General features: G+C 50.3%; 23 protein-coding genes and 1 other annotated feature. Of the genes, 4 read left to right on the forward strand and 19 right to left on the reverse strand.

What is annotated here, in order from left to right; genetic code table 11:
• Positions 1–239: 239 nt before the first annotated feature.
• A complete protein-coding gene (locus MHI42_RS02860) occupies positions 240–1,082 on the reverse strand; it encodes a GNAT family N-acetyltransferase (RefSeq protein ID WP_342422697.1) in 843 nt (280 codons plus the stop codon).
• 207 nt (positions 1,083–1,289) lie between these two features.
• Between MHI42_RS02860 and MHI42_RS02865 the strand changes: the two genes are divergently transcribed.
• The gene (locus tag MHI42_RS02865; RefSeq protein WP_171719451.1) at positions 1,290–1,493 is read left to right on the forward strand and encodes a TOBE domain-containing protein; all 204 of its coding nucleotides are present in this window, start codon (positions 1,290–1,292) and stop codon (positions 1,491–1,493) included.
• Between the two features lie 98 nt (positions 1,494–1,591).
• Here the strand turns inward: MHI42_RS02865 and MHI42_RS02870 are convergent, their stop codons facing one another.
• The 15 genes from MHI42_RS02870 to MHI42_RS02940 all read right to left on the reverse strand — a co-directional run bounded on the left by MHI42_RS02870 (position 1,592) and on the right by MHI42_RS02940 (position 18,571).
• Positions 1,592–2,878, reverse strand: a complete 1,287-nt coding sequence (locus MHI42_RS02870; RefSeq protein ID WP_342422698.1) for a HAMP domain-containing sensor histidine kinase — start codon at positions 2,876–2,878, stop codon at positions 1,592–1,594.
• Positions 2,865–3,545 carry a response regulator transcription factor gene (locus MHI42_RS02875; protein WP_342422699.1) on the reverse strand — a complete coding sequence of 227 codons (681 nt, stop codon included), beginning with the start codon at positions 3,543–3,545 and terminating at the stop codon, positions 2,865–2,867. The genes MHI42_RS02870 and MHI42_RS02875 overlap by 14 nt, the downstream gene beginning before the upstream one ends.
• A 22-nt stretch (positions 3,546–3,567) precedes the next feature.
• Entirely contained in the window at positions 3,568–4,344 is a 777-nt protein-coding gene (locus tag MHI42_RS02880) for an ABC transporter ATP-binding protein (RefSeq protein ID WP_342422700.1), read from the reverse strand.
• 42 nt (positions 4,345–4,386) lie between these two features.
• Entirely contained in the window at positions 4,387–6,738 is a 2,352-nt protein-coding gene (locus MHI42_RS02885; RefSeq protein WP_342422701.1) for an ABC transporter permease, read from the reverse strand.
• A gap of 136 nt (positions 6,739–6,874) precedes the next feature.
• On the reverse strand, positions 6,875–8,446 hold the full coding sequence (locus MHI42_RS02890; protein ID WP_340987260.1) for an ABC-F family ATP-binding cassette domain-containing protein: 1,572 nt from the start codon (positions 8,444–8,446) through the stop codon (positions 6,875–6,877).
• Between the two features lie 131 nt (positions 8,447–8,577).
• Positions 8,578–9,750, reverse strand: coding sequence for an alanyl-tRNA editing protein (locus MHI42_RS02895; protein ID WP_342422702.1), 1,173 nt, complete (start codon positions 9,748–9,750; stop codon positions 8,578–8,580).
• Between the two features lie 2 nt (positions 9,751–9,752).
• A complete protein-coding gene (locus tag MHI42_RS02900; protein ID WP_342422703.1) occupies positions 9,753–10,187 on the reverse strand; it encodes a GNAT family N-acetyltransferase in 435 nt (144 codons plus the stop codon).
• 23 nt (positions 10,188–10,210) lie between these two features.
• On the reverse strand, positions 10,211–10,975 hold the full coding sequence (locus MHI42_RS02905; RefSeq protein ID WP_342422704.1) for a TSUP family transporter: 765 nt from the start codon (positions 10,973–10,975) through the stop codon (positions 10,211–10,213).
• Positions 10,976–11,097: 122 nt separating this feature from the next.
• A complete protein-coding gene (locus MHI42_RS02910) occupies positions 11,098–11,532 on the reverse strand; it encodes an NUDIX domain-containing protein (RefSeq protein ID WP_342422705.1) in 435 nt (144 codons plus the stop codon).
• Positions 11,533–11,724: 192 nt separating this feature from the next.
• Entirely contained in the window at positions 11,725–11,904 is a 180-nt protein-coding gene (locus MHI42_RS02915; protein ID WP_042236321.1) for a hypothetical protein, read from the reverse strand.
• A 139-nt stretch (positions 11,905–12,043) separates the two neighbouring features.
• On the reverse strand, positions 12,044–12,763 hold the full coding sequence (locus MHI42_RS02920) for a YebC/PmpR family DNA-binding transcriptional regulator (RefSeq protein ID WP_039291545.1): 720 nt from the start codon (positions 12,761–12,763) through the stop codon (positions 12,044–12,046).
• Positions 12,764–12,857: 94 nt separating this feature from the next.
• Entirely contained in the window at positions 12,858–14,411 is a 1,554-nt protein-coding gene (lysS, locus tag MHI42_RS02925; RefSeq protein ID WP_342422706.1) for a lysine--tRNA ligase, read from the reverse strand.
• A 109-nt stretch (positions 14,412–14,520) separates the two neighbouring features.
• Positions 14,521–14,785, reverse strand: a binding site (T-box leader).
• 476 nt (positions 14,786–15,261) lie between these two features.
• The gene (locus MHI42_RS02930; protein ID WP_342422707.1) at positions 15,262–16,377 is read right to left on the reverse strand and encodes a 5-methyltetrahydropteroyltriglutamate--homocysteine S-methyltransferase; all 1,116 of its coding nucleotides are present in this window, start codon (positions 16,375–16,377) and stop codon (positions 15,262–15,264) included.
• 15 nt (positions 16,378–16,392) lie between these two features.
• A complete protein-coding gene (locus MHI42_RS02935) occupies positions 16,393–17,325 on the reverse strand; it encodes a LysR family transcriptional regulator (RefSeq protein WP_039291538.1) in 933 nt (310 codons plus the stop codon).
• A 118-nt stretch (positions 17,326–17,443) separates the two neighbouring features.
• Positions 17,444–18,571 carry a phosphodiester glycosidase family protein gene (locus MHI42_RS02940; protein ID WP_342422708.1) on the reverse strand — a complete coding sequence of 376 codons (1,128 nt, stop codon included), beginning with the start codon at positions 18,569–18,571 and terminating at the stop codon, positions 17,444–17,446.
• A gap of 254 nt (positions 18,572–18,825) precedes the next feature.
• Here MHI42_RS02940 and MHI42_RS02945 point away from each other — a divergent pair, with 254 nt between their 5' ends.
• Both MHI42_RS02945 and MHI42_RS02950 read left to right on the forward strand, forming a co-directional pair.
• Positions 18,826–19,776, forward strand: a complete 951-nt coding sequence (locus MHI42_RS02945; RefSeq protein WP_342422709.1) for a YafY family protein — start codon at positions 18,826–18,828, stop codon at positions 19,774–19,776.
• A gap of 131 nt (positions 19,777–19,907) precedes the next feature.
• Positions 19,908–20,276 (forward strand): VOC family protein, encoded by a 369-nt coding sequence (locus MHI42_RS02950; protein ID WP_342422710.1) that lies wholly within the window; start codon positions 19,908–19,910, stop codon positions 20,274–20,276.
• Between the two features lie 212 nt (positions 20,277–20,488).
• On the opposite strand, the gene MHI42_RS02955 is transcribed toward MHI42_RS02950, so the two are convergent.
• A complete protein-coding gene (locus tag MHI42_RS02955) occupies positions 20,489–20,938 on the reverse strand; it encodes a MerR family transcriptional regulator (protein ID WP_340945903.1) in 450 nt (149 codons plus the stop codon).
• A 166-nt stretch (positions 20,939–21,104) separates the two neighbouring features.
• On the opposite strand from MHI42_RS02955, the gene MHI42_RS02960 reads away from it, so the two are divergent.
• A complete protein-coding gene (locus tag MHI42_RS02960; RefSeq protein WP_342422711.1) occupies positions 21,105–21,956 on the forward strand; it encodes an aldo/keto reductase in 852 nt (283 codons plus the stop codon).
• A 36-nt stretch (positions 21,957–21,992) separates the two neighbouring features.
• Here MHI42_RS02960 and MHI42_RS02965 read toward each other — a convergent pair whose 3' ends face one another.
• Together MHI42_RS02965 and MHI42_RS02970 are read right to left on the reverse strand one after the other, a co-directional pair.
• Entirely contained in the window at positions 21,993–23,456 is a 1,464-nt protein-coding gene (locus MHI42_RS02965; RefSeq protein WP_342422712.1) for a TPM domain-containing protein, read from the reverse strand.
• A gap of 195 nt (positions 23,457–23,651) precedes the next feature.
• Positions 23,652–25,295, reverse strand: a complete 1,644-nt coding sequence (locus MHI42_RS02970; protein ID WP_342422713.1) for a TPM domain-containing protein — start codon at positions 25,293–25,295, stop codon at positions 23,652–23,654.
• Positions 25,296–25,327: the final 32 nt, after the last annotated feature.

Genomic DNA, 25,327 nt, shown 5'->3' on the forward strand with positions numbered 1-25,327 from the left:
TCCGCTCCGTACAACACTGGCTTTCTTACCCAAATGCAACATAGAATTGCTTACAATAAAAAAGACCGCCTCCATTATAACGGAGCACAGTCTTTCACTAAATTCCGGTACAACATTATAGCTCTATCCGGTAGAACGGTCCTCATCTCTCGAAAAGACTACCACGATAATGGAATACAACATCCCTCTGCCAAAAGTTCTCATAATACTCTCCTCCTGTCACTGGATTATATTGTATATTACCCCGGTGACTGAAGTTTAAGCTCCAGGCTCTCCATGACAAAAGCAAACACCGGATAGCTCTCCACAGGCTCGAATCCCAGCTTCAGTGCCAACCTATGTGACGCGGTATTCTCATGTGTGGTTTCCCACAAGGGTAGCTGGCCTCTCTCCAGGTAATAAGTAATCAGTGACCGTGCGGCAAACGTTCCATGCCCTTTGCCTCGCTCAGCTTCTGAGTATGTATCCACATCAATGAAATATCTGTTGTTAACGGTGAAGCCGTTATGCTTACAGACAGAGACTGCCTGACCCTCTACCTTCACCACAGCTCCGGTGGTTGTCAGGCTGCTGAAGCGGCTATGTATTTCGGACATATCATCTTCATGCTCCTCCAGAACTGGAAATTGCCTGTAGTCAACGGTCACACTGCTACCTGAAGCGTCTTCCGTAACCTTGCCCTCAAGCGGATTGAACCTCGCACGATTGAACTCATATACCGATTCCATATGTCTATATACTTGTAGTCCGGCATACCCGGGCCTAAATAACGCCGTCCATGCCTCGCAATCATCCGTGTATATCTCGAACCAATTCTCTTGCCGCCGTCGGCAATCCGGAATCACTTGGGTCTGCAAAAATGCTGTCAGTTTCATCCTGTTCAGCTCTGTACTGATATCACCGGCAGCATACATCCATCTCCCTGTAGCCCAGACCACGGCAAGGGAGGGTGCAGTTGCATCATCGGCAAATACCCGTCCGGGATAATTCCCCTGCAAGACTGACAATGCGGGAATATGCTGCTTCTTACTGGCAAAGAAAACTTTAACCGCAGGATAATCCTCAAATTTCAGCTCAATCATCGCATTAAACCTCCAATACAATCCATGTTTCCGTTTAAAATAATATTCTATTATGCTATTTGTCGACAATGGTAGCATTTCACTTGTGGATTATCTATATATTTAGTATTGTTTAGATATATTCAGTATTAATTTTCTCTAATTAGCAAACATCCAGAACCACTAAATAGAATCTATACACTCCATACATGAAAGGAACGTGAAATCATGAAGATCAGCGCCAGAAACCAGTTTGAAGGAACTGTAGTGTCGATTGAAGAGGGACAAGTCAATGCTAAGGTTGTGGTGGATACCGGAGGCCAGAAGCTCACCTCTATTATCTCAGTAGAAGCGCTGCGCGATTTGGAACTGAAGGAAGGCTCTCCTGTTACCGCAATTATCAAAGCTTCCTCCGTATTGCTGATGGCATAACCGGCTTACGGCTTGCGCCGGGTAAGCTCATAGCCTGTACACGCCCGCACGCCAAAAGACCTGATCCGGCTATCCGCCGCTGATCAGGTCTTATTGGTTCAATACCGCAGCACCAGCACAAACCGCATTCCATGCTCCAGCGGCTCCGCGAAGATGTCGCCGCCCATCTTCACCAGCAGCTGCTTGCAGATGAATAGGCCGAGGCCGTTGCCCGGCTTCCCGTCCGCATTGGAGCCGCGCCAGAAGCTGGTGAAGATATAGGGCAGCTCGCCCGGCAATAGCGGCTCGCCTGAATTCTCAATGACGATGAGCTGGCGGTAATCCTCTTCCCGGAAGGTCATGCTGACCTTACCGCCATCGCCGTATTTTATCGAATTCTCGATAAGATTATTAAGTACTTCAAGCAGCCTATCCAGATCACCCAGCAGCAGCTTGTCCTGATAAGGCCCCACCTTCAGCTCTATCTTCAGCAGCTCCAGCCGTTCTTTATGACCCGGGACAATCTTCCGGATCAACTCACTGATGTAGAACTCTCCCGGCACGACCTCCATCTCCTGCAGGGAGGAGACCGAGGCCGTGATAATATCCCCGATCAGCTGCTCCATCTGCTCCGCTTTCTGGCCGATCAGTCTGGCGGCCGCTTGGCGTTTCTCTTCTCTGTCATAGAGGCTTCCATCCAGAGCACTGGCGTATAGCCTGATTGTAGCGACTGGTGTTTTGAGTTCATGTGACAGGGCGGCGACGAGCGTCTGGCGGTCTTTTTCCAGGCGGAGATTGGTCTGCTTCTGGGCATCCAGTGTCTGCAGCAGCAGGTCCAGCCCCCATACGAAACGGCCGAAGAACCGGCTCCGGTGCTCCTTCATGCCTGTATTTAATTGGCCTCTGGACAACTCGTAAGGCAACTCCTGTAAGGTGTGAAACGGCTGCAGGATCTGCTTCCGGATATAGAACAGCAGAACAGTTACAGCCACAAGCGCCGCCAGCAGGAACACATTCAGGATTAGGAATACGCTGTGATCCGCACCGGGCAACCGGTATGAGAACCTTAAATACCCTGTCAGCTGCTGCTCCAGATAGACAGGTTTGACCGTGAATTCGTATGAATCCGCTACACCTATTCCGGCAAAAAACCGCTCAACAGCCTGAGCTTCCGCCCCTTGATCTATCCAGCTTAAGCCGTTAACGTATGTATAATCTCCCGGAGTAAGTATAATCTCTTCCGGCCGCACCCCGCGCTGCACCTGCTCAATGATCCGGTTGATCTCCACCCGGTAAGCTTTGCCGGGCTCCCGTATTTCCCGGTAGGATACATATGCATTCAGAATGGCAATCACGATGAACCCGGCGAGTATTGTCCAGAGAATCAGTTTGTTATATGCCTTCATACTTGTACCCTACCCCCCAGACGGTTACAATCCGCCTCGGCTCTTTGGGGTTCAGTTCGATTTTGTCCCGCAGCTTATTCATATGTACCGTCAGCGTCGAAGGCTCACTGAAGCTGTCTGCCCCCCATACCTGCTGGAACAGCCACTCTTTGCGCAGAGCCTTCCCCTTGTTATTCATCAGCAGCACCAGCAGCTCATATTCCTTGGCCGTCATCCCGAGCTGCTGCCCGCCTCTATATACCATCATCGAGGTCCGGTTAACTGTAAGGTCTCCATCAGCCAGCAGCTGCTTATCATCGTTCATATCATAGCTGCGCCGCAGATGCGCTTTGACCTTGGCTGTCAGCAGGTTGACCGAAAAAGGCTTCTCCAGATAGTCATCCGCACCCAGCTCCAGACCGATAATTTTATTGTCATCCCCATGGCGTGCGCTCATAATCAAAATCGGCAAATTGAACTTTTCTCTGGCGAGTCTGCAGACGGCGAAGCCGTCAAGCTCCGGCAGCATAATATCAAGCAGCAGCAGCTTAACCGCATGCACTTCCAGATATGCCAGTCCCTCTTCCCCGGAGGCTGCAATGAATACAGAATATCCCTCCACCTGCAAAAAATCCTTGATCACCTCCGCCAGCTCCGCATTGTCTTCAATGATCAGAATATCCGCCACGGCTATCTCCCCCTGCTGCTTGTTACCAGCCCATCTCCATCAGCCAGCCCGTCAGGCTGCGCTCACGTTCCCTCGAACCCTGCTCCGGCGAATATTTGCCCAGGACATGCTCGCCCTGAATATTGCCATCCACCATATATAATACTTTATCGCTCTGTGCGGCGACCTTCACATCATGGGTCACAATCATCAGTGTGGTCCCTTCACGGTTGATCCGGCACAGCTCATTCATTACTTCCTGCGCAGCTTTTGAGTTAAGCGCACCTGTCGGCTCATCGGCAAACAGCATCGCCGGCTCGTTAATCAGCGCCCGGCATATACAGGCCCGCTGCAGCTGTCCCCCGGATACCTCCGTAATGTCATGCGCCGCAGTTTCAATAATGTTCAGCTTCCGCATTAGCGCATCGGCGTATTGATTGACATCACTGCGGCTGCGCCTGCTTCCCTTCCCGGATAACGCCTGATAGCCCGATAGAATGATATTATCATAAACGGACAGATTGCTCAGCATATGCATCTGCTGAAAGATAAAACCCATCTTATGCAGCCGCAGCTCAGCCATCCCCTTCTCGGAGAGCTGCGAGAGGCTCTGCCCGTCAAAAACCACTTCTCCCGCCGTAAGCTGGTCCATCCCGCTGACCGTGTAGAGCAGTGTCGATTTACCTGAGCCGGACGGCCCCATTACGGACACGAACTCTCCTTCATGAAGCGTAAGATTAATATTGCGCAGGACATTATTCTGGCTTTTATTAACGATATAGGTTTTACATAGATTGGTTACTTCAAGTACTGCTGTCATGCTGTATTCCTCCTTGGGTAGATGATTTCGGTTCTCTTACAATCATTCTTTATTCATATTCCAGATCTGCACATGTCTGATTTGGCCGCAGCTGGTGTATACCGCCAGCATTACGACAGCGAGGATGAGCAGCGGATAGAACAGAAAGACCTGAAGCGGGACGATCGTAAGCTCCAGCTTCGTCAGGCCGAAGATCCGGAAGATGATTCCAAGCAGACGTCCTCCAAGGGTATTCGCTGCAATCACCCCAAGGATTAATGAGGCAGCCATGATAATCAGAATGCGCAGTACCTGCCACAGCCGGATGGCTGAATTCGTGAAGCCGATGCTTTTCATCACTGCAATGCCGTGTACTTCCTTAGTAATCATCAACCTGACGAACAGACTGGTAATGAAGAATGTAATGATGCAGATAATTGCAGTCAGCAGTGCATTAATGCTTCGCAGCTGGCCCATGAAACCTCCAGTGATCTCGCCCAGCATTTCCATACCTGTTTTGATGTTAAGCCCGCTGAACTGACTCTGAATTCCTTTCATAATCTCCGCCTTTTGCTCCTCCGGGTCATTGATATTGCCTGAGAACAGATAAGCTGATACAACCTGCGGGTTGTAATCCCGGGCAATCCAGACCCCATAACCTTCGTTAGAGATACTCTGGAACAGTCCGCTGATAATGAAATTGCTTCTTTCCCCATTTATTTCAAACTGGATATTATCCCCCACCTTCTTGCCATACTTTTCGGACATGATGGTCGTAATGGCAATTTCGTTCTTGAGTATAGGGGCAGTGCCCTCCAGATATGGGATGGACTCGTCCTGATCATTCTTCTGGGCGTTAATCCTCCGGTTATCCTGACCGTCATCAGAGATATATTTGATCATGAGCGCATAGTTGGCCGTGAGCGAGACATCGAAGCCTTTATCGCGGAAGCTCTGGCTGAGTATCGCCTTTTCCCGCTGGATCTCATCCACAGACTTCTCAGTCATTTCCGTTTTGGTATAGAAATCCGCACCGACTGTGCCGAAATACTCCAAAAACTTAGGTGTAACGATCGTATTGGTCAGATTAACCGGGATGAGGATGATCGCTGTACTCAGGACAAGAGTCAGGATGAGTGAAGTGTAGCTCTTCAACCGGTTCAGCACATCGCTCAGTGCAAGGAAGAATGCCGTAGGCAGGAAGCGGCTTTTATGTAAATGAATTCTGCGGGAAGCCTTGAAGCGTTCGCCGGTTTGCCCTTGCCGGATGGCGTCAATGGCGGAAGCCTTGTTAATCTTGCGCATACAGAGCAAACAGAACAGCAGAATGAAACCTATAATGGCTACAGTACTGCACGCGGATATAATGATGCTGATACTGCCGCCCGGCAGAATCATATACTGCGAAGTCCTGCCGGACATCAGCCCTGTAAGCGGAAGACTAATTCCAAGTCCGATGATGCCGCCAAACAAGGACAGCCCCATATATTTCGTTAAATAGAGCTGTTTGATCGCGTGGTTCCTGAAGCCAATCGCCTTCATCACACCGATCTCCTTGTACTCATCCTGCAATGTGGAGACAATCGTGAACCGCAGGGTAAGAAAGGCAATGAAGATCAGGAACAGGCTGATCGCAAACATCATTGCGGAGATGATCCGGTCCGTCATATAGGACATAGCAACGAGCGACTTGTCGACCTCGAAGTTAATCGGCAGATCCGCACCGGCAAAGGCTCCGGACAGTTCAGTAGGCTCGATACCCGGAACAGCGTTGAAACTCCATAAATTCACGCGGGAATTCTCCGGCAGCGTCTTCTCAATTTCGTTAAAGTCTTCTGTGGAGATTATCAGACGTTTGAGGCCCAGCAGATTCGAACCCATAAATGCATCCTTGAAGTAACCGCTGACGGTAAAAGTTCTCGTAATCCCTTCCAGCTGGAAGCTGATCCGGTCTCCGGTTTGGATGCCGCTAGTCAGCATCAGGTTCGTAGGCAGTCCAATCTCCCCTTGCTGAAGGGTATAGGGCTCATTATCTGCGCCGAAGATCAGGTTCACCTGTTCCGGGATGGCGGACAGCACAAGACTTGTATTGCCGGAAAAGCTGGTACGCCCCTCTGGCATCTTGATTTGCTCCAGTGAAAGACTGATTTGTTTCTCCGTATACGCCGTCCCCACTTTCTGCTCATTCTTAACCCAGTCCTGGACCGCCCCGTTATATTCGGGAGTATCCGCCAATGTGATATTAAGATCAGCCACTTTACTTTTGCTAATGAAGCTGGCAAGGGCACTGGACGTCGAATACATCAGGCTGGAGCTGCTTGCTACGAGCGTTGAAGCCAGAATAATGAGTACCAATAGAACGGTATTCATCACTTTTTTACGCCGCAGATCTTTTTTAAGTATTTTCAGGAACACGATGTTGTTCTCCTTTCGTCAAGCTCTGTCCTGAGTATAGCGGGTCAATTATTAAATAATCCTTAAGTCGCTGCAAAAGAAGTCCGCGCAAAAAAAGAGCTACGGAATGATCCATAGCTCTCTAATTACTTCTTACCTAAACGTCCTGCTCCGAGATCCCCGATTCCGGGTCAAAGGTAAGCATCTTCGTCGCTATTTTATCAATAAAGAACCGGTCATGGCTGACGGTAACTACCGCTCCGGGAAAATGAATGAGTGCCTGCTCCATCACTTGAATACTGGTCAGGTCCAGATGATTGGTAGGCTCATCCAGGATGATCACAGCAGCTCCGGAGAGAAGACATTTCGCTAACGCTACTCTGGCCTGCTGGCCGCCGGACAGATGTCCGATCCTTTTGCTCAGATCTATTTCCGAGAATTGCAGCATAGACAGGAATTTGTTCACTTTTTTCCGCGGCGCATCGAGTCCCAGACCATACACATTAACCGCATGACTTACTGTATCTTTAGGATCAAGCTCGTCCCACATACGATTGAAATACGCGTAACTGACACCTCTCTCCCAAGTCACAACCCCGGAATCCGGCTCCTCCTGACCCGTCAACACCTTGATTAGCGTCGATTTCCCGCTTCCGTTAGGGCCGACTATGACCATCCGGTCTTCCTTTTGAATGTCGAAGCTAATGTTCTGGAAGATAGTCCGGCCATCATAGGTCTGGCCAATTCCCTTCACTTCAGCAAGCTTGTCCGGAAAACGCAAATTGCTATATATATCGGTAATCAGGACATTCACCGGATGCGGCTCCACCCGCTTTTTGATCTCCGTCAGCTTGCGCGACAAGCGGTCTTTGGGAGACTTTTTACGGCCCCGGGTATCAATGGCTTCAGACTCCATAAGCAGAAGTTCTTCTTCCCATTCAAACTGACGGTCGAGTACCTTTTTGCGCATCTTCTTTTTTTGAACATAATCGGTATAATTGCCTTCGTACTCCTGAAAATGATAATTCTCGATCTCTATAGTCCGTGTAACTACCCTGTCAATAAACTGCCGGTCATGTGAGACCAGAAGCATCGCCCCGGTGAAACGGTGCAGCCACTGCTCGAGCCATACGATTCCTTCCATATCCAAAAAGTTGGTAGGTTCATCGAGCAATACGACATCGGGCACCTCAATTAAGACCTTGGCCAGTGCCGCGCGGTTCCGCCACCCTCCCGATAACTCCTCTACAGGCTGATGCCGTGATCTCTCATCAAACCCCAGTTTAGTGAGCACCGTATTAATCTCCACCGAGACATTCCAGCCATCCAAATGATCCATCTGTTCAAAAAGCTCCGCTTGCCGTTCTAACAGGGTATTCATCTGGTTATCATCCGTTACTTGCCCAAGCTGTTCCCCGATCTGATGCAGCTCCTGTTCGATAAGCGTCACCTGCCCGAAGCACAGCTCCAGCTCCTGTTGAACAGACAAGGACCCGGATAGCTCCGAGAATTGGGAAAAGTAACTGATCTTAACCTTCGGGTCCAGCTCCACGTTCCCGGCCGTAGGCTGTTCTTGTCCCATGATTAGCTTGAACACCGTTGATTTACCTGCACCATTGCGTCCGATTAGACCTATGCGTTCGCCTTTGCTTACACGGAAATAGATATCTCTGAAAATCAATGTATCCTCATATTTCTTAGTCACGTTCTCCATACGTATTACACTCAAACCTATCGCCCCTCTGGTTCATAACATCAGAATTCATCTATCCGCACACAGAGGTGATTATAACATTAAATCCGCTTTCCCGTTCTCCGATTACACAAAAGGCCGCGATCCGCGGCCTTTTGTGCTTGAAATTAGAATTGTTTTTGGGCAAAATCATAAAACGCCACTGCTGCTTCCCAAGCCGGGAAGCCGGCCTGGGCCAGCTTATCGCTGCCTCCGCCTTTGCCCTGGTATTCGCCGAGATGGGCTTTGAAGAAGGCTCCGCAGGACAGATCAGCAGCACCGCTGTGGGCGAGCACCGTTTTATTATCCGCCGCGCTCAGCAGCAGAACAGGCAGGTCCGTTAGCGCTGTAAGCTTCGCCGCCAGACTCTGCAAATCCTTAAGCGGTCGGGTATCAGAAATATGTGTAATCAGTCCGCTGCCGGGTTCCAGTGCGGATATTAGCTCCCGGGCCAGATAGATATCATTCTGTTCCTTAAGCGCAGCCAGTTCAGTCTGCACCAGCTTCTGCTCATGCTCCCATTTCTCTATCCGGTCGATAATTTCGTCCTTACCGGTGTTGAATCTGGCTGACAGCTGCCCCAGAATACGTACATTATCATTGAATTCATCCAGTGCACGGCTTCCGCATTTGAAAGTAATCCGGATATTGCCCTTCTGCTTCTCAGACCGCAGCAGCTTGATCATGCCGATGGCTCCTGTTGAAGCTACATGCGTCCCTCCGCAGGCATTATGTTCAACACCTTCAATCTCCACAATCCGGATATCCTCTGTCACCTTAGGCAGCTTCACAAGCGGCAGCCTGGCCATCTCTTCTGCTGTTACGAAGTAGCTGACAATGCTCCGGTTCAGGTATATCTGCCGGTTGACCTCCTGTTCAGCCTCCGCCATCTGCGCAGCAGACAGCTCCGGCAGCCCGATATCAATCGTGGCATAGTCACTGCCGAGATGGAAGCTGAGTGTCATGGCCTGGTACAAATCACGGAAGACCGCCGACAGCAAATGCTGTCCGCTATGCTGCTGCATATGGTCAAATCTCCGGTTCCAGTCGAGCCTGCAATTGACTTCAGCCTGATCAGGGAGCTGCGCTACCTTATGAAGCACCTCATTATCTTCCAGCACTACATCCAGTACCGGAAGTTCACCTATGTACCCTGTATCACAAGGCTGTCCGCCGCCATGGGGATAGAAGGCTGTCTCTGCAAGCGTCACATAGATCCCGTCTTCACGTTCAACGGAACCGCTTATGGTTGTACTCCATTCATTCAAGTAGGCCGAATCATAGTACAGCTTCTTAGTCATGGTTAGACTCCTCCGTTCGCAGCTTCATCAGGACCGAAGAACCGTTCCATTACAACGTAGTCCTTGCCGCCTTTGCTGAACACTTCTTCTGTAGCCTGCATGCCGAACTTCTTGTAGAAGCCTGCTTTGTAGGTTCTTGCGTTGCAATAGATCCGCTGTACGCCTGCCTGCTCTGCCTCTTTCAATACTGTCTGCAGCAGTCTGCTGCCGTAGCCCAGACCCTGCTCCAGCTCCAGCGTAGCAAATTTGCGGAACTGCGCTTCCGAACCATTAATGAACAGGGATAACACTGACACCAGCTGCTCTGCCAGATACAGCCCGTAATGCACGCCCAGCTCATCATCCGCCAGCTTGATGTAATCCGGCTCACGCTCGGGCCACATCACTTCATGCCTCAGTTTCCATGCTTCTTCTTTCTGTATGATCCTGATCTCCATCTCATCCACTCCAATATATGTACTTAATGCATCGTATCCCATATCTGCTTGCCGATCAATATGACAGTGACTGTTATGAATAGCGGGCGGATGTAAGCCGCTCCATTTCGGATAGCTATTCTGGAGCCGACAACAGCTCCGATCACCATCGGAATGCCCAGAATCAGCCCATGGGTATAGCTGACAAAGCCAAGGGCTATAAACGTAAGCAGACTCGTGATATTGCTAGCGAAATTCAGCATTTTGGCATTGCCGGCGGCCGTAACAAATTCGAAGCCCAACATCAGAAAAGCAAAGATCAGAAAAGATCCGGTTCCCGGTCCGAAGAAGCCATCGTAGAAGCCTATGACCAGTGCCGCGATAATCCCGATCAGCCGTGTTCTGCCATTGCTGCCGGAGAAGGTGGATACGTCCCCCCATGCTTTTTTGAACAAAGTATAGACCGTTATCACTACCAGCATCACAATGACCAGCGGCTTCAGAAACTCTGATGGCACCTGACGGACGGTAAGTGTACCGGCCACCGCCCCAATGATGGATAACGGAATCAGTGTTTTGACCAGCTTGAAATTGATTTTGCCGGAGCGCACGAAAGAGGCCGTACTGGTCAGCGAGCACATGGACCCGGCTAATTTGCTGCTGCCCAGCAGCAGAGGAAGCGGAATCCCTACGGACAGCAGTGCAGGAATTGCAATCAGTCCTCCCCCGCCTACCACAGAGTCAATTAATCCGGCCAAAAAACCGCAAAGCACCAATACTGCCACCATGCCAATCGTCCAATCTTCCATCCTGCGGAAATCCTCCTGCTATGTACTTTACATTTGTTTTCAGTAAACTTCATTCAGCATACACAATTTTGGCGGGATGCACCATAGATTTGTGAAAATGCGCACGGCTACGCTTACTCCTGTCACGCCCAGCCATGTGAAGCAAACCAGACATCCTCCCTGAACTTGCTCCAGGCTTCCTTTACATAAGAAATCATATTATCAGGAAAATCATCCAGCGGGAACCAGCGCAGATCATCGCATTTATCAGGCTCGGTGTTGCTAATCTCACCACTCCAATGCTCCGCTTTGAAGAAGAAATCAATCCGTTCATTTCCGGAAATCCGGATATGCATCGCTCCGAGCATTTCAAGGTCTGATGGAGCGATAACAACACCGCATTCTTCCCGGACTTCACGGATGGCGGCGGAATGAAGCTCTTCTCCTCCATCCAGCTTGCCCGCAGGCAGACCGTATTCTCCATCATGATGTCCTGTGTTCAAGCGCCTCAGCAGCAATATTTGCCCGTCTTTGATCAGAAATACATGGACTACACTCAACAACCGGAAAGGTTCCATTTCGTAATTCCTCCTATTAGTTCAGCCAATTAATATACGGGAACATTAGTTTGCATATATCATCGACTATATCATATCAGGGTGATCTATGTCAGACGGGAATGGTACTGTCTTCTTCATTGAATGCCAAAAAAGCGGTGAGGTTGCCCTCACCGCCCGCTTGGCCCCTGCTACTACATTATCAGGAACAAATCATTTATACGTATTCTGCTCATTTTTCTTATAGGTCGTTTTGTCATCCCTTAGGGATTCCTTGCGGATGTCACTCTTCTTCTGTTCCATTTGCTGCGCTTCCTGACTGGTGACCGGGTCCTGATCAAGCTCCTTGACGGTATTGACCAGGTTCTTATCCGGTGCTGTATATTCTTCCACTGTATTGCCTCCTCTAAGTAGTGTGCTACTCGGTTCGGTTTATTTTGGCAAAGATCAGCAGAGAATATACACAGCATGGAAGAAGTGAAAAAGCGGACAAGCCCGAAATAGGCTTGTCCGCTTAGCAAAGCAGCTTATTCTATTCTTCCGAATCCACGTTGTGGTAGACCTGCTGCACATCGTCCAGTTCTTCGAGAGCGTCAATCAGCTTCTCGAACTGCGCCTGTGCATCTTCAGGCAGGGCCACATAATTCTGTGGAAGCAGAGTCAGCTCGGCTACGGTGAATTCCGTAATGCCTGCGCCGCGGAAAGCTTCCTGTACAGCGTGGAACTGGTCGGGTTCGGCATACACGATCACTGCTTCATCCTCTTCCAGCACATCACGGACATCCAGGTCTGCTTCAATCAGCAGCTCCATCACTTCATCCGCAGTTTTGCCTTCCACACCGATTACAGCTGTCGGATCGAACATATACGTTACCGAGCCGCTGACGCCCATATTGCCGCCATTCTTGCTGAAGGTGGAGCGTACCAGCGGAGCTGTACGGTTAACGTTATTCGTCAGCGCATCGACCACGATCATCGAACCGCTTGGACCGAAGCCTTCATAACGCAGCTCCACGTAGTTTTCGTCGCCGCTGCCTTTTGCTTTTTCAAGTGCACGGTCGATAATCGCCTTCGGCACATTGTAAGTTTTGGCGCGTTCCAGAACCACCTTCAGTGCACGGTTGGATTCCGGATCAGGTTCACCCTTCTTAGCGACAACATAGATTTCTACACCGAACTTGGCGTAGACCTTACTTGTATTGGCATCCTTGGATGCTTTCTTTTCCTTAATATTATTCCACTTACGACCCATATCGTTACCGCTCGCTTTCCAACATTTGATTAAAAACAGTCCTGTATATTATACCTCTGTTCGATATATCCCGTAAAGGGCCGTCCGGCTCCATTCATAAATCCAGTAAAGACAGCATCCGGTCCGTCCCCGCAGCCTGAATAAGCATCGGCAGACGCGGGCCTTCATCCGCACTCAGAACTAGCTGATAGATAATGGTGAACAGCCTTTTTTGCTGAGTCCGCATCGTTTTTTTGTCCTCATGATGACAGATGGCGTAGATCTGGGTCATTCTCTGCATTTCGTCCAGCTCACAGTTTCTTAGCAGACTGCAGAGGGTGCGCAGCCATTTCAGTTCTGCCGCGTCCAGTGAATGATAATAGGCTAAGTTCGGCGAAGAATTGACCGTAATCAGCTTGTGCGGCATCCAGTTTCTGATCCAGTGCTCCGCCCGGTCCGCCGTCAGCAGCAGCTGATGCTCATCTGCCTTCTCCCCATTCTTGGTGAGAATATCCCGGAGCAGTTCCCGGTCGAAGTTGATTAATGGCAGCAGACTGGACACCTGATTGAAGCTCGGGGACGTTCCGGTAGAGCCGCTAAGCAACGATAACTCCAGCGCATCCGCAAGATCACCCGTTAATGTTCCGGCATGAACTGCAGCAGCATATCGCTCGAACTCCGCATAATTGCGCAGCACATCCTCATCCAATCCAATATGAAAAGCCGCATTCGGCTGGTATTTGGCGAACAGGAACAGGATATTCTCCGGGGCATATATGTTCAGCAGATCATCGGGTGTGTAATTATGCCCGGAAGAGCTGGACATTTTGGAGTAACTGCCTTTAATGCTGATAAATTCATAGGGCTCATACATAGGCGGCGGGTTGCCGAAGATCCGCTCCGAGATTACTGCGGCCACATTATAGCTTCCGGTTTCAGAGGAGTGATCACGTCCTCCAGGCTCAAACACCACCTGCTCCATGTTCCAGCGCATCGGCCAGTCGATTTTCCAGTGCAGCTTCAGGTTGTCAGCCTCAGGAACACATATGGTATCGGCATGACCGCACTTACAGCTGTACACCACGGTCTCTGCGCTGTCATCGAAGCTGTGAATCGTTGTCGCATCTTTTCCGCACCGTCCGCAGTATACGTTCACCGGATAAAAAGCTGCCCGCTCTTCCGCAGAGCTCTCGCCTGTTTTGAACGACATCAGAATATCGTAGATTTCTTCCCGGTGGCGCAGGGCATGCAGGATTGCCGGATTATAGCGGTGTGACTGGTATTCCCGGCTCTGATAGATGAATTCAGGCTCGATCTCAAACGCCTGCAGCGCCTGCTCAAACTCCGCCTCGAAATGTGCCGCATACGAAGTATGGCAGCCATGCGGACAGGGAACCTGCGAATACGGCAGCCCTATGTATTGTCCGAACGCGGGGTCCACATGTTTCGGAACCTTGCGGAACCGGTCAAAGTCATCCCACGAGAAAATGAACCGTACCTCCTTCCCCGCCCGCCGCAGTGCTTTGGCTACAAACGAAGTGGTTACAATCTCGCGGAAATTTCCGATATGGACCGATCCGGACGGACTGATCCCCGATGCACATACAAAAGTCTTACGCTCTGGATGGTTTTCTATTAACTGGTTTGCTATTCTCTCTGCCCAATGCATGGCCAATCACCTCTACTGTTAGTATGGAGCTCATGTGGAACCTGTTTGACTTGGCACGAAGCCGGCTTGCCCGGGAACGCAAAAAAGCTCCCGCCCTCAAGATTGTTATCTTGAGGACGAGAGCTTGAATAAGCTTCGTGGTACCACCTCTGTTCGCGGACATGTTGCCAGGCCCGCCTCTTCGGGTACGGCCATTACGCTTATACCCTATCTCTGTAACGGGAGATCCCGGCATAGCATCCTTGGGGCTGTGCCCAATTCCGTATGCAGCTCAGAGACTTTTTTCAGATCAGACGCTTCGCTGCCCCCTTTCACCACTCTGGAGCTCTCTGTGAACGCTGCCGCCTGCCTACTCTTCTCTTCATCGCTTGTGTGTATGTAAGTAATTATTTGCAAGTGTACTGCGGGAGGGAGGGTTCTGTCAATAACAAAGCATTAACCGGGAACAGTCCCCCCTTGGGAGATGCCGGTGTGGAAGCTGTTAGGGTACCGCCTCGCACGATAAGCAAGTGGAAAAACGTATCTTAATTTCCCCATTTCTGAAGTATTAGTGAAAGCAAGTGGATAAATGACATCTAATACTATTGGTTTTTGCTGCTCTGGGTGAAAGATGATCATTTAAGTGTTGTTTTTCCAACTGCTACCTTGACAGGGACCATTTGTTCATCAGCAAGTGGATTAAATCCAACTAATTCCGGGTCCTCATCCCGGCGCGTGGTGCTTGGCCCAAGGTGGTGGTCACCCCCCCATCCCATCAGGTCCTGGCGAAGCATATATCTTATATCTCCCCTCAAAAAAGAGAGCAGGTCACTCCTTCGTACAACCCCGCTCTCTATGCAGCATATACCTTCTACACCCAAACCTCATCCGCCGTCTCAATCACCAGCCGCAGCTTGTCCCACTGCTCTTCTTCGGTCAGGATATTCCCTTCCTCGGAGGAGGCGAAGCCGCATTGGGTGCTGAGACAGAGCTGATTAATATCCACATATTCTGCCGCTTCGGCGATCCGGGCTTTGAGCTGCTCTTTGTTCTCCAGGCCGCCATGCTTGGTGGTGACCAGTCCCAGAACGACGAACTGCCCACGGATGTAGCGCAACGGTTCGAAATCACCGGAACGTTCATTGTCATACTCCAGGAAGAACGCGTCCACTTCGGCGCCAGCGAACAGCTCTTCGGCAACCGGCCCGTAGCCCCCGGCAGCAAACCAGGTCGAGCGGAGATTACCTCTGCAAACATGCAGCGCAATCGTCATATCCGCAGGGCGCGCAGCGATGCTCTCATTAATCAGCCGGACATAGTCCTTCGCCAGCTGGTCGGGATCGACGCCTCTGCTGCGCAGATGCGCCCGGTGTTTGCCGCTGCAAAGTGTGCCCCACGTGGTATCATCCAGCTGCAGATACCGGCAGCCGGCATCATAGAAGGCCTGTATCGCATCCCGGTACACCCGGATGATATCTCCATACAGCGTTGCGGAATCCGAGTAGACCTCATTTCCGTTATAATCCTGCACGAAATGAAACAGCGCCGGTGAGGGAATGGTCATTTTGGCAAACGTGTCTCCGGCCATCTGCTGCAAACTGCTGAAGTCTGCCACCATAGGATGGTCGCCGAATGCGATTTTACCGGTAATCTTGAAGCTCTCGGCCCGGTTCACCGGTTCCTTGGAGCTGCCAGCCGGCCCGAGTGTGATCTTCTGCGTCCCCTGTACCCCGAAGAAGAAATCAAGATGCCACCAGGAGCGGCGGAACTCGCCATCGGTTACGGCATGCAGCCCCAGGGATTTCTGTTGTTGGAGCAGCTTGGCAATCTCTATGTTCTCCACCTCACGCAGTTCCCCGGCGGTCATGGTACCTTGGGCATGCAGGCTGCGCGCAGCTTTGAGCGCTTCTGGCCGCAGGAAGCTTCCGACAATGTCATAGCGAAAGGGCGGTGCATTTCTTGTCGATCCGATAACTGGACTACTCATACGTCCCTCCTGCTGTTAAAGTAAGAATGATTCAAGCTCGAAATAATTATCCGACACCAGATCATTCAGAATGTTAATATACCCCGACATAATCTCGCTCGGTTTACGGTCCTTGTGGGCAATCCAGCCGACAGAGAACACCTCTTTGCTGTCAAAAGGAATAGTGACCAGTCCCGCATCATTCAGTTCAGAGGCCATTATTCCTGTGCCTACCGTATACGAATCACTTCCGAGCAGCAGATGAGTCAGTGTGGCGCGGTCGGTAACTTTAATATTCTTCTCAATCTGTGTGAAGCTAAGCATTTCCTCCGAGAAGTGCAGTGAATTGTTATCCCCCTGCTCAAAAGTAATATAAGGAAACGCAAGAATATCATCAATAGTGATTCTTTCTTTGCCGGCCAGCACATGTCCTGCCCGCACATATACATGCGGATTCGTATTGAATAGCGGTGTAAACTTCAGGTTCCCGTCGCTGAACAGCTTGTTCATTACCTTATAGTTACTCTCATTGATATACAGAATACCAATATCGCTGCGCAGGGTACGCACATCCTCAATAATCTCATAGGTCTGCGTCTCCCGCAGGCTGAAATTGTATTCCGCTATCTTACTCTCCTTCATCAGCTTCACAAATGCGTCCGTAACAAAAGCATAGTGCTGCGTTGATACCGAAAAATAGATCGGACTGCGTTTCTTGCCGGTATAGCGGTTCTCCATAAACTCCGTTTGTTCAATAATCTGCCGGGCATAGCCCAGAAACTCCATACCTTCCGCCGAGATGCTGATCCCGCGGTTGTTGCGTTCGAAGATTGTAATGCCAAGCTCGCTCTCCAGCTCCTTGATAGCATTCGAGAGGCTGGGCTGTGACACAAATAGCCTTTTGGCCGCTTCGTTCATAGAGCCGCTGTTCGCAATCTCAATTGCGTAGCGGAGCTGCTGCAATGTCAAACCTCTTCCCCCTCTGATCAAGGAATTCACCTATGCTACAAATAAGAATTTAATAGTTATCCTATCACACCTTGCCGCGCCCAATCTACTAGGGATTATGTAGCGTGAAAAGCTGAAGTTATTGGGTCCGCTTCTTGCCTGCATCGATTTTGGACGGATCAAGTCCTTCCCAGATGTTCTTGATATCCGCCTGCTCGGGATTCTCAAACACCAGGAATGCCGTAGGCAGATAACGCTCCCCGTATTGTGAAGAAGGCTTGTTAAGAATCTCGTTGTCCTTCACCAGTACAGTGGATGATCCCCCGTCCAGATTGGCTGCGATCACTGCACCCTGCTTCAGCATAATCTGCTGCACATCATACAGGTTCGCCCCGATGCTGTAGCCCGGCTGCCGGCCGTCGATGACCACGAAGATCAGTGCACCGTCCGCCCGCTGGCCCATAGCCGTTCTTGGGGCGATCCCCCAGCCTTCAGCGGCATTCTTGATCTGACCTTTACCATTTACGATAATCCGCGGCTGAAAAGTAACCGCCTCCTGCACACCCATCTTGCTCAGCTCATCTAACGTATAATTTCCGGCAATCATTTTGCCTTCTTTATCGAGACCCACAATCTGCGTAGACTTCTTGCCGCCAAGTCCGTTATAGTACAGCTTCCCTTGCGAGACGACCAGTCCGATCGGCTTGAAGCCATTGCCCTTCCAGTTCGGGTCGGCGAAGCCTCCACCGTTCACCCCGGCGATTGCGCCAGTCCGCGCCACCATACTGGATACCTTTTCCCCTGAACCGATCTTATTAGGTACACCGAGGCGAACCTTCTTCGGATCGTTAACAATCATCACATAACCTACGTACCCGCTGCCATTCACCTTTTCAATCTCGACCAGAGGTTTATCTTTATCTTCCTCTACCACGGGATCCGGTTCAATCACATGGGTGTCCACCTCGTTGCCCATCTCCTGAAACCGTTCTGTATATTCGCTGACGCGGTTCTTGAGCTCATCTTCACCAATAATATATTTGGCCATATACCGGTGTTGTGTCGTAATTAGCGTATCCGCTATCAAATAGCGGGTGTTCTGGGCAGACGGCGCGAGATAGAGCCAGCCTCCGGCTACAATCAGCAGTATGAGGCAGAACATAAATACTCTGAAGACTGTACGGAAAAAGCCCCTTTTCTTGCGCTTGCGGGCCGGTTTTTTCTTCTTGCGGATAGTGGAACGTTGCGGTAATGATGAAGAATTCACTTCTAGATATCCTCCCTAAACAAGCCTTTTGTTGTATACTTCTATAAACTCACATATCTCATAATAGACCAATATAGAAGTTTAAAAGTTTCAGTTTGGTCAATTCTCTGCCCATTATCTGTTGTTTTCTGCTCATGGATAGGAATCAATCAGAATGCAGCAATTAGAGATATGTAGAAACTCTCATACGTTATTTTGAAACCACGAAAGATATGATCAACGATTGAATTCTAAGCAAGGGAGTGCAGCTTCCATTGAATAAAACAGAGCGTCTTTTATCAATTGTGATGGAACTACAGCGAAGCAAATTGCAGACAGCTGATGAATTAGCAGAGGTCTTAGGGGTTAGTGTAAGAACGATCTATCGTGATATGCAGGCTCTGAGTGAAGCGGGTGTTCCCGTCATCGGTGAGACAGGATTAGGATACTCTTTAATGGAAGGCTATTTTCTTCCACCCATCAGTTTTACCACAGAAGAGGCAGTATCACTTCTTCTTGGAGCTGAATTCATAGAGAAACGTTTTGATCCGACTTATCGCAATAGTGCCCGTTCTTCCCGCAGAAAAATAGAAGCCATTCTTTCCCGGCCCATCCGTGAGGAGACAACCCGAATACAAGGAAGCATCCGGTTGCTCCAAAAGGATGAAATGGCCGTAATGGCCCGGGAGAAAATAAATTTGGGAATCATTCGTGAAGCCATGCTGGAGCGCAAGAAAATTCGTTTCACCTATCACAAGCGGGTGGCTGAAGCTGATGGGAACCGGGTAAATGTGCGAACTGTATCGCCATACGGATTGGCACATGATGAGCAGAATGGCTGGCTGTTACTTGCTTTCTGCGACCTAAGGGAGGATATCCGCCATTTTCGGGTCTCCCGGATCAGTGACCTTACCGTGACTGAGGATACGTTTCAGACTCCCGATAACTTCAACCTTGAGTCCTACCGGCCGAAGGATACCCGCAGCATACGGGTCTGCGCCATTTTTAATCCAGACATTACAGACAGAGTTGAAGAAGCCAACAACTATTATATGGAGACTGCCGAATCTAAAGAGGACGGTTACCATGTCACCTTTCGTGTCCGCGAGCCGGAAGAATTGCTGAGTTGGATGCTTGGATGGGGGGCAGATGTAGTAGTCACTGAACCTGAATCCTTCAAAAACCGGATAAGAGAAGAAATCGAAAAAATGAAAGAACGCTACTGACATGCTGTTGGCAGTAGGGGGCTTGTATAATCAAGACATACGAATAGTGCATTGAAGATTTGCAAATGCTGATTTTGAGGCGATGGCGAGTCAGAGGATTATTCTAATAACATAAACAGGAGGACATTATTATGTCAGCAATTGGACCCGACTTCATTTCACTTCAGGTGAGCAATCTTGAAGGCTCTGCGGAATTCTATCAAAACTATCTGGGACTGGTCCGCTCTCAGGCGGGACCACCTCATGCTGTGGTCTTTGATACCAAGCCTATTGCATTTGCTCTTCGTGAACTAATGCCTGGAATCGAACTCGGTGCAGGTACTCAACCTGGACTTGGTGTCGCTCTGTGGCTTCATGCCCCTGATACGCAAGACATCCACGACAAGCTTATTGCAGCAGGCGTAACAATTACATCCGCACCCATAGACGGACCCTTCGGGCGAACCTTTACATTTGCCGACCCGGACGGTTACCAGGTTACTCTTCACAGTAAAGCCTAATACGCAAAAGTATCCCGCTTAATAACTAGTGATAGGCTCCCCATAGGGTAGACAGGTGAGATCTTACAACCTTTCTATCTTATGGGGAGCTTTTTCATGCCGGCGAATTGTCAAGCTAAGTAGAGCACGAATCCGACGCATACCCGTCCAGCGACACATGCATGAACAATACGAGTTTTCTCATGTTTGCTTCTCTTCCGATTCAGAGCATCTCACGCCTTCCGGACAGCGGGCGAGTAAAATACGTCAGCATGCATATGCTGAATTTCGGCCCAGTTGCGGGGATTGGTCGTATCTGGTGCACCGTGCTCCAGAATGTCCTGATATAGGGCAGTTTTTTGTTCCAGATGGGCTATATGCCGTTTGGCTTCTTCAAGCTTAATGAGCGCTGCTTCTTTATGCTTCATTATGAGTTCACTGCGTTGCGGTAGGGTCGAATCTCCTTCGAGACAGAGATCAATGTATATTTTGATAACTTCAATCGGCATCCCGGATTGCTTGAGACATCTGACGCCATGCAGCCAGTTGATCGATTCTTCATCGAACAGCCGGATATTATTCTGGTTTCGCTGTACGCTGGGCACCAGCCCCTTATCGGTGTAAAAGCGTACAGCGTGCTCAGTGAGTCCTGTAATCTGGGCGGCTTCTTTGACCGTATGCATGTGTGATCCTCCTTAAAAAATGATAAGACCGCTTGACTTCGTGTTACACGAAGGCGATAGGCTTATTGTAATGCAACTCGGATGGAAGTGGAACCCCCGCTGCAGTATCCTTCTTCCGGATACACACCGTTTGCTGTTACACATCTGAATACTTGGAGGAATTATAATGCTAAACGTAACCTTAAACAATGGTGTGCAAATGCCGATCATCGGTTTTGGTGTCTACCAAATCCCGGATGCTGGAGAATGCGAAAACGCCGTATATGAAGCTCTGATGGCTGGATACCGCCTCATTGACACGGCGGCCGGTTACCTCAACGAGGAAGCGGTCGGACGCGCAATCAAGCGTAGCGGCGTGAAGCGTGAGGAGCTGTTCATCACGACCAAGCTTTGGGTTCAGGATGCCGGCTATGAGAGTGCCAAGCTGGCGTTCGCCAAATCCTTGAATAAGCTGCAGCTGGACTATCTCGATCTCTACCTTATTCACCAGCCGTTCGGGGATTACTACGGCGCTTGGCGTGCGATGGAAGAATTGTACCGTGAGAACAAGATCAGGGCGATCGGTGTCAGCAACTTCCTGCCCGACCGTCTGATGGACCTCATTGTGCATAATGAAATCGTACCTGCCGTCAACCAGATTGAAACGCACCCGTTCTACCAGCAGGCCGAGAGCGCTGCTTTTATGAAAGATCAGGGCGTGCAGCACCAGTCGTGGGCGCCGTTCGCTGAAGGACTGGGCAACATGTTCGGCAACGAAGTACTGGCTTCAATTGCTGAGAAACACAACAAGTCCGTCGCCCAGGTCGTGCTGCGCTGGCTTGTTCAGCGTGGTATCGTTGTGATTCCAAAATCAGTGAGAAAAGAGCGGATCGCGGAAAACTTCAATATTTTCGATTTTGAGCTGAGCGCGGATGACATCGGACAAATTACCGCCCTCGATACGCGGGACAGCCTTTTCTTATCCTATCACGATCCGAAGTTCGTCAAGATGCTGGGTACCTTGAGAGTCGATCTGTAAACCTTGATCAAACCGTTAGTCTGCAACTCCAGCCTATCACCGGTGTCTGCCTACACCGCCTCCGCCGCTTGCACTGCCGCCTCCGCCGGAATTATTATCGTCATCGTCGTCATAGGAAGAATAACGCCCCGCTCCACCACCATTGGTAGAACCGCCGTCCCCCTCATTTTCATCCTCGTAAGAGGAATAGCGCCCTACTCCCCCTCCGCTTGATGAACCGCCTCCTCCTTCATTGCTTCCCCAGAAGCTACTCTGCGAACTGCTGCGATTCAAGGCTTCGTTACGACGCCGCTCATGCCGGCGGTGCCGCCGCTGCCTCATAGTAGAACCTGAGCCGAACCTGGTAACGAGGCGGTTCATATTTTGCTGATTGAACGGATTAAGCCGTGATCCGAAACGGGCAATTAAACGGTTTCGGCCGGAAGCTGCAAAACTGAATAGAGCAATGATTATCAGATACACTCCCATAATCTTTAATCCTGTAGATGCGCTGACAGGCTTCGGTTTAACGTTAATGTTCGATTTCACAGGTGATTTGGTTCCTGCTGCAGCGGTTGATTTGGTGCCCGCAGCATCCTGGCTGGCATCTGCTCTGGCCAGGAAGAAGCTGTAGAACGCGTTCGCCGTCCCGGTTGCCCCGCCCGCATAATCTTTTGCGGCAAATTCGGGTTCAAGCACCGTGTCCAGTATTCCGCCAATGCGTTCATTGCTCAAGACTCCATCGATTGTCTTGCCCTGTAATACATGATAATTATCTCCGCCGATATCGAGCACCAGCATCACATCTTTAGGCCCTGCGGCTACACCGGCGAATTTCGCATAGGTATAATCCTGCAGGCTTTTATCACTGGAATTCTTGATTGTCACTACATAGATCCCGCTGCCGGTCGTTGCCGCATAACGGTTGCTGGACTGGTTCAGATAATCCTTCGTAACTTGTTTGAAGACCCCGGCATTATCCGATACATAGTTTTTGGTGCCGACAGTCTCCGAATAGATTCCGCCAAGGCTCTGAATTAACGCACCATAGGTTTTGCGCGCGCCAGCACTGTAATCCTTCTTGGCAAAATCCGGCTCCAGCGACTCCGATAGAATCCGGGATAACACATTGTCGTTGAGCGTATCCTCCAGGCCTTCGCCCGGAACCGCCCAGTAATCATCATCCTGGGTGGAGAGCAGCAGCAGGACTCCGTTATTCTTATCTGCCGAACCGACTCCCCATGCATTGAACAGCGAGGTCGCATACTCTTCCATCGGTGTTCCGTTCGTAGTATTCACCGTCACCAGCACAACTTGAGCACCAGTCTGCTGATGCAGCTTCACGCCGTAATTGACCATATAATTCTCTGTCTTCTGATCGATTACGCCCGCGAAGTCATTCACATAAAAGGACTCCGAATGAGCGGGAACAGCTGCCTCCATCCGGCTTGGCGCCAGCGGCAGCAGAAGCAGGATCATCAGGATGACGGTAAACGCTGCTAGTATACTTTTACGATTCATTCGTACCCCTCCGCTAGTTATATCTCTTCTATACTATATCGGTTACGCACATTATGGTATATAGTTCCATTCCGGTTGTGCTTATGTATGAAGCAAAAAAAATGGCAGGCCAGCCCGCAAAAGGGGAGGCGCTGCCGTTGTATTTCTGCTATCTCTAGTCAGACTATTACAGATATAAGAATTGAAAAGAACAGATTACCGGTGTCTGCCTACACCACCGCCGCCACTTGCGTTGCCGCCTCCGCCGGAATTGCCGCCCCCAGAAGAACCTGAGGAGTGGCGTCCCACTCCGCTGCTGCTGGAAGATCCCGAGGATTGACGGCCTGAGCCGCCTCCGCTTGAAGATCCGCCTGAGCCATGATTGGTTTCTCTGCTGGAGGAGGATGAACGCCCTGAGCCGCCTCCGCTTGAGAAGCCTCCGCCCCCATGATTCGTTTCTCTGCTGGAGGAGGAAGAGCGGCCCGAGCCGCCACCGCTTGTTGAACCTCTGCCTCCCGAATTACTGCCCCAGAAGCTGCTCCGTGATTCTTTGCGGGACGATGAGCTCCGGGGTTGAGGCCGCTGGTTATAGCTTCTTTGGTTATGGCTTCTTTGGTTATTGCTTCTACGCCTGATGCCATAATCCGGCTGCCCCGTCCAAACACCATAGCGCTCTATATTGCTTGGGTGATACGGGTTAATTCCGATTCCGTACCGGGCAATATTCCGGTTGCGGCGCGAGGCGGATACACTGAACCCCCACACCAATATAAGAAAACAAAGAACTACAGCAGTTCCGTCTAAGCGGGGAACCGGCCGCTTGTCCAGCGGATCATAAGTAGAGGCTGGATACGTGCGCACCGGCACATTCGATGAGCTGACCGCAGCCGGAGAGCTTACCTCTGCAGGCGGCTCAGTGCTTTGAACTGCAGGCTGTTGGCTATGATCCGCTCTAGCCAGGAAAAAGTTATAGAAGGCATTCGCCGTAGCGGTTGCCCCGCCGGCGTAATCTTTTGCCGCAAATTTCGGTTCAAGCGCAGTATCCAGAATCCCGCCAATTATATCATTAGTCAATAGATTGTCGATATCCTTGCCCTGAAGTACATGATAATTATCTCCGCCGACATCGAGCACCAGCATCACATCTTTAGGCCCTGCGGCTACACCGGCGAACTTTGCATACGTATAATCCTGCAGGCTTGTATCTCCGGAATTCTTGATTGTCACTACATAGATCCCGCTGCCGGTCGTTGCCGCATATCGGTTGCTGGACTGGTTCAGATAATCCTTCGTTACCTGCTTGAAGACTCCGGCATTGTCTGCGACATAGTTCTTGGAGCCAACCTGCTCCGAATAGATTCCGCCAAGCTCCTGAATTAATGAACCATAGGTTTTGCGCGCACCAGCGCTATAGTTCTTCGCCGCGAAATCCGGCTCCAGTGACTCCGAGAGAATCTGAGATAACACATTGTCGTTCAGCGTATCCTCCAGGCCTTTGCCCGGAACCGCCCAGTAATCATCATCTTCGATGGAGAGCAGCAACAGGACTCCGTTGTTCTTATCCGCAGAGCCGACTCCCCATGCATTGAACAGCGAAGTCGCGTAATCTTCCATCGATGTTCCGCCTGTAGAATCCACTGTTACCAGTACAACCTGTGCACCGGTCTGCTGATGCAGCTTCACGCCATAATTGACCATATAGTTCTCTGTTTTCTGATCAATGACTTCCGAGAAGTCATTCACGTAGAAGGACTCCGAGTGTGCCGGAACAGCCGCCTCCGTGCGGCTTGGCGCCAGCGGCAGCAGTAGCAGAATCATCAGGATAGCGATAAGCGCAGTTTTTAAAGTTTTCCCATACATTAATACCCCTCCGGCTCTCATATCTCTACTCT

This window comes from Paenibacillus sp. FSL E2-0178, from assembly GCF_038593005.1.
Lineage (GTDB): Bacteria > Bacillota > Bacilli > Paenibacillales > Paenibacillaceae > Paenibacillus_AQ > Paenibacillus_AQ phytohabitans.